Here is a 6,282-nt window from a genome sequence, read left to right as displayed (position 1 = left end):
GACTCCATGACTTCCGCAATTCATAGGCTATTATCGTATCTGTTTGATGAAAATGGAAAGATCACTAAGAAGCTTGTAATTTTTATTGGTGCGGGGGTCTCTAGAGAGTATGGAATACCGACGACTTGGGGTTTCGCTGAGTTATTTTTTAAGAGCCCCTTGTCAGGTTTCAGTGAGGAGGAAAAGTTAAAGGTAGAACACCTTGCTGATGATGATTTTATAAAGTTATTTATTAGCGAGTTTAGTTCAAAACTCAGCTCTGAAACGGCTTACTCTTTTTTCAAGGAGCATGAAAGGGATGCTATTGGAAAAGCACGTAAAGAGAAAGCTACTTATGACTGGATTATCAGTCTATGGAAAAGTGGATATATACAGTTAGTATTTACTACAAACTTTGATACTTTGTTGGAGGAAACTATAAGAAGTAAATATACAGATTTTTCCTTTTCAGTTGCCGATTATAGTGATCTTCAAAGAGCTCAAATACCATCAAATATTTCTTACAATCAAATAATTAAACTTGCAGGAGATATCAATAGAACTTCAATGTTATGGACTGAAACTGAGTTTGAAAAAGCTGTGACAGAAGAAGTTGAAAATTTCATCACTCTAAACAGTTATAATAGCCCAATACTCCTTCTAGGCTATACTGCCAGTGAAAAGCCGATAAGAAGAATATTAAAAAAGCATAACAAGCTAAAAGTATCTGTAAATCCAAAACGCCTTGAAGATATCAAAAGTCTCCATGAAGTTATATCAAAAGACAAGTTCAACCAGCATGTTGAAACATTTTCCGCCACATTTATCCAAAAATTATATGAAGAAATATTTAGAAGAACAGGAGATAAAAGCCTTCTTCTTTCTTTTGAGAATATTAAAAGGAAAATAATAAAAACAAGAAATGATTTGTATTTTTTCAATGATAAAACAAGCAAGCACATAGTGAGGGAAAGTGGTTTAGATAAAATAAATAAAATATTTAAAAGTGATGAAAGAGGTTTGTTGTATATTGTTCACGGGGAAAGTGGAGTTGGCAAAAGCTATTATTTCAAAAGATATGTTATTTATGACTCTAACGAAGAATTAAGAGTTTTTATACCAGCATCCGAACTAACACACTCGCTTTCCTCTTGGTTTAATAAATTTGGAGACTTAACCATTCATGAGTTGGTTAGGCTTGTCGCATTTTTAGATAAAAAGTTGCACATTATCATTGATGGTTTGAATGAATTAATATCAAACAAAATGACTATATCATTATTGAATGAAATAAATGGAATTTTAGACAAGTCTTATTTGGATAGTAACTCAGGCTTTATAAAGGTAGTTATAACTACAAGAACAGATTTCTGGAATATGTTCTCAAATATAAAGTCAATAAACAGAAAATATGGATCTGAAATAGAATTTGGGCGACTATCTAAAGATGAGGTGGTTAAGGCGGTTCATCACAATCACCCATATATTTATGAAGAGATTAAACGTAATCCATTTTTAGCTAAAATTCTATCCACTCCACAAAACCTCAGCCATATAATAAGTATAGGTAGTAAAGGAATTAATGATATTTCAGAGTCAAAACTTTTCGAAATTTCTTTTAATAATCTTATAGAAAGATCCTCTGAGACATCTTTAAAAACAGTAGATGACTTATATGAAGTCTCGATGGAGTACTTAATTTATTGTTATAGAAAAAGGAGTATATTGCCTTCAATATTTGAAGTTAATGAACATAGGGAGAAATTTGAATCTTTGGTTTCTTTAGGTTTTTTAAAGAAAGATAGAGTTGGAACTTTACAGTTTATTGACGAAAGAATGGGAGAGTACCTGTTTGGAGTAATTCTATTTAAAGAATACTTTTACATACGTTCTAAAATGGATGTCGTAGATATTATTAAAGAATCTTTAAGTGTTATGTATGAAGCAAAATCCACGTCGATGAAGGTTCACATTATTAACTCTATTTTCTTCTTTATAAATGAATTATCAAAAGATAGCTGTAAAGCCCTTTTAAATTCTGATGACTCTTATATAGGTAGTATATTTAAGGCTTCAGTAATAAGGAAAGGAAGTTTTACCTTAACAAATGAAGAAATTTATGAACCACTATACTTAGCTGTATCAATGGTTGATTCAGAGAACTTTAATATTTTAAATGAAAAACTTATGAGTTGTGAAGGCTACGATTTCAAAAGACTTCCTTTAAACTATTCGGCAAAAATGTATACAAGAAGTAGTATTGAATTCTATAAGTTTATTGTTGAAAAAGGTATGGCCAATTTTGACTCTGAAAAGGAGCAAAGAAAGCAATTAACATTAATTATGGATATGAGTATAGCTTTATCTTTAAGGAAAGGTGCTTCTATCTTAGCTCGAGCTCCTTTGAAGAAATTGATCTCTAGAATAAATAAGGATTATTTTGTTGATCTGGTATATGAGTCGTTGGTTAATAATAGAAGGAGTTTTTTTCACAATTCTTCTGATGATAACTTGAGTGATATTTATGATATAGAATGGATTGTAAAAAAAAGATTAAATAAAGCAGTAAGGTGTGGGGTTTTTTCTTTAAGTAACTCACATATAATTTTCTTGATGGAACAACCAGCATGTGTAAGGCTGGTATTGAAGTTTTTATTTGTTATAGATGAAAATAAAAAGAGATTTGAGGAGTTATTGTCGGATATCTTGGCGATAAACTCTATTAGGGTAGTAGATACAACGTTGGGAATATTAAGCTATTTAGCAAAAATAAATCCAGAAGAGTATTATGATATGGCATATAATTTTCAGGTAACTCTGAATATTAAGCATGGTTATATATTTCAGTGGAAACATGCTATTGACGGGAAAGCTGATCAGCATCACCAATATGATCCCTTAGTTCCTTTTGCTACAAGTATTTTACACTGTAAAGGAGAAGCTTCATTTCTAGAATACTTTAAAGAGCACACTGAATTCTCACCTTATACTATTGGTAAGTTAGCACAAAAAACACTTTTAGATTTCCCCTTATCAACTATCAAGCTACTAAATCTCTATGCGGATAGATCCGATTATATGGATAACCCAGAAATTAGGGTTGCAACAAGGGGCTTATCTAGATTTTCTGCAAGTACATTTTGGGAATATGGTTCAGAAGCTTTGCATAAATCGGCATTTTCAACTTCGAAAAATGACTTAGCTGAACTGAATAGAATTGTGTCTCAAGTAAGAGACTATGACTGGTATGTCGTATTGAAAGATGCATCAAAAGACAATGTTTCAGTAAGAGCTTGGCGATGTATTATTTATAAATATGTTAACAAGTCTAATATAAGAAGTTTTATCTCCTATTTTATTTAATATTTATTCTCTCTAAAATGATAAAAATTTATTTTTTGATATAGGGGAGGAGAGCTCTTTCTTCATCTTCAATTCTATGAACTTATTTTCTAAGGTTTTAAGTACACAGGCTGGTGATTCAATTAAGCTTTCATATGATATTTTTATTTTTCTCTCATCCGGCAATGCTTCCAATGAATTTGATATTGATTTTTTAATCTCAAATACCTGCCTTTTAATTTGCTCTTTTTCACTTTCAAAGTTAAGCCTTTCCATACCATCAGGAACAACATACCATACTTCTTCTTCTGGGAATTTTTCTCTTCTTTTTGCTTTTTCTATTGACCTTTCAATATCAATATTATTTCTATCTATAAAGATGAATACAGAATTTGGTAGCACCGTTGAAATTTCTGATATATGAAGTGAGCAGTTTAATGATTTGAAAACTATAGGTTTATCTTTCATTATACTTTGGATTGAAGTTATTTTTTTTGCTAGATGACTTAATCTTCTATTGTTAGATAGGAATCCTTTAAAAAATAGTTCATATTCATTTGGCCCATGTAAATCACTCAATGAATAACCATGTTCAGAGCTATATGAATTATGCCCTCTATTTTTGTATAGATACCTTGAAAGAGAAAAGCCAAAAGCTGGATGTCTTGGGAATAGTGCGGCCAAGTTATCAGGAAAGTATGTGTGAAAGTACTTACTAATTAACTGAAATGAAACAGTTGTTCCACTTCTAGGTGGTCCTACTATAAAGAATACTGGTGGAAGTATATAGTTTGACTGATAGTTATTCTTTAAAATTTTTTGTTCTATAACATTATAAGCAAAGTTAAATAGGCCTAGTATTTTGCTTAAGAACATGTGTACTTGTCCCTGTCTCAACTTCATCAGTATCCTTAGCACTTTTGAGTTCAATCATCACTTCATTAAGAGAAGTTAGTTTGTGGTATAGGGTATTGTACTTAAAGTGTTCTAGTGGCGCTACTATGTCAGGTACTTGTATGACAGGAATATTTGCTGAAAGGGCTGCATCAACACCATGATTTGAGTCCTCTATCACGATACATTCCTCTTGCGTGCAGCCAACTATATTCAACGTATATAAGTACACATCAGGTGCCGGTTTAGGGCTAGTTACGGAGTCACAGGATATTATCGCTGAGAAGTAAGGAGCCAAACCAAACCTTTCCAACCTTTGGTTAAGCAAGATCCTCCCTGTGGAGGAAACAGCAACGGCAGTAATATTAGACTCTTGACAATAGTTAAGAATATCAATAACTCCTTCTTTAAGGAAGTCAGCCGTGGTTATTTCTCTCTCTCTATTTTGGTAGATTATTTGATAATCTCGGTAAATTAAATCATATGGATATTTGGTGCCATATACTTTAATTAAGGTTTCAAATGTACTCTCCCAGCTAGTCCCGATTGTATTGAGATATACGTCTTTATCAATGCTTAAATTGTACAAAGCACATGCTTGCTTAAATGAAAACCAGCTTAACATCTCTGAGTTGATCAAAAGCCCATCTACATCAAAAAAGATATAGTTAATATTTGATAAATTCATAGCTCTTATTTGTTCTTTGTGAGTGAAGTGATTATTCGATCGATAATCGTTATAAAGTTATCCATCTGTTTTTTTGTAACTCTTAGATTAGGAGCAAGCGTCAGTACATTCTTATAGTAACCACCTATATCAAGAACAAGTCTAAAATCTCCATCATCTGTTTTGATTGAAGTTTTCAAGGCAGTATGTTTAATTTGATCCGTCAAGCCTTTATTGGGTGTAAGCCCATCTTCATGGCAGATCTCTACACGCAGAGCTAAGCCTAAACCATCGACATCTCCAATGCATGGGTGCTTTTTTTGCAGTTCTTTTAATTCACTTAGTAGGTATTTTCCTTTTTCCGAAACTTCTTTTTCATATGAGGAACTATTTATATGCTCGAAAGTTGCTATTCCAAGCTTGCAACCAATAGGGTTTGAGCCGAACGATGAATGGGTGCTTCCTGGTGGAAACTTATCTGGACTAATTAGTTTTTCAGTGGCCCAAAGTCCTGATAAAGGGTTTAGTCCATTCGTCATTGATTTTCCAAATACCAGAATATCGGGTGTAATATTGAAATGCTCTGACGCCCACATTTTTCCAGTTCTATAAAAACCCATTTGTATCTCATCAGATACAAGAAGAATATTATATTCTTTCAGTACGGTAGCAATTTCTTCCAAATATCCCGCGGGAGGAATGATATAGCCACCAGTCCCTTGTACTGGCTCAATATAAAATGCGCTTACTTCAGTAGATTTATCTCGAGTATCTAATATTGTTTGATATTCACTATCGAACAGCCGCTTAAATTGCTTAGCACAGTATAAATTGCAATTTTCTTGTTTTTTGCCGTAGGGACACCTAAAGCAGTATGGGTAAGGAATAAAAAGTGCTCTAGAACCAAATTCTCCAAAACCTTTTCTATAACGATAACTAGAAGTTAGTGCTGACGCTCCCAAGGTCCGTCCATGATATGCTCCCTCAAAAGCAAATACATTTCTATTGCCTTTATTAATCGATACCAACTTGAGCGAATCATCTATACTTTGAGCTCCACCGACATTAAAGTGGACTCTTCCTTTTTGTCCAAACGTTTTCTGGCATGTTTTTCCAATTAATGAGCTTAGAATCACTTTTTCTTTGCTTACATATTCTGATGCAAGCTGCGGGAGAGTTTTTATTTGCTCATTTAGTGCTTCCTCGTAGAGTGGGTTTCGATATCCAAAATTTACGGCACTGTAGGCCATTTGAAAGTCTAAATAAAGATTGTCCTCATAGTCCAACAAGTATGAATCATACGCAGATTTAAAAAATTGTATTGGCTTATTGTAGTGTACAGTATCTCCCTGAGAGCAGTATTCTGACTCTAAATAATGGAGATCCTGTAAATCATTTTG

General features: G+C 33.0%; 4 protein-coding genes. 1 reads left to right on the top strand and 3 read right to left on the bottom strand.

Features of this window, described 5'->3' with window-relative positions:
* Window positions 1-3,342 (top strand): SIR2 family protein (locus L1070_RS19950; protein ID WP_237126885.1); only part of this gene is annotated, 3,342 nt, incomplete at its 5' end.
* Window positions 3,343-3,354: 12 nt separating this feature from the next.
* On the opposite strand, the gene L1070_RS19945 is transcribed toward L1070_RS19950, so the two are convergent.
* The 3 genes from L1070_RS19945 to L1070_RS19935 form a co-directional block, all read right to left on the bottom strand.
* A complete protein-coding gene (locus tag L1070_RS19945; RefSeq protein WP_237126884.1) occupies window positions 3,355-4,224 on the bottom strand; it encodes a sulfotransferase in 870 nt (289 codons plus the stop codon).
* Window positions 4,166-4,903, bottom strand: coding sequence for an HAD family phosphatase (locus L1070_RS19940; protein ID WP_237126883.1), 738 nt, complete (start codon window positions 4,901-4,903; stop codon window positions 4,166-4,168). The genes L1070_RS19945 and L1070_RS19940 overlap by 59 nt, the downstream gene beginning before the upstream one ends.
* A gap of 5 nt (window positions 4,904-4,908) precedes the next feature.
* Window positions 4,909-6,282, bottom strand: a 1,374-nt coding sequence (locus L1070_RS19935; protein ID WP_237126882.1) for an aminotransferase class III-fold pyridoxal phosphate-dependent enzyme, incomplete at its 5' end; no start/stop codon positions are given.

It is taken from the genome of Pseudoalteromonas sp. MMG022, from assembly GCF_021654245.1.
GTDB classification, from domain to species: Bacteria; Pseudomonadota; Gammaproteobacteria; order Enterobacterales; family Alteromonadaceae; genus Pseudoalteromonas; species Pseudoalteromonas amylolytica.
This window is presented reverse-complemented; position numbering and strand designations above follow the sequence as displayed.

Coding starts and splice junctions, on each gene's coding strand:
- L1070_RS19940 (WP_237126883.1), bottom strand. CDS start 4,903: ATGAATTTATCAAATATTAACTATATCTTTTTTGATGTAGATGGGCTT.
- L1070_RS19945 (WP_237126884.1), bottom strand. CDS start 4,224: ATGAAGTTGAGACAGGGACAAGTACACATGTTCTTAAGCAAAATACTA.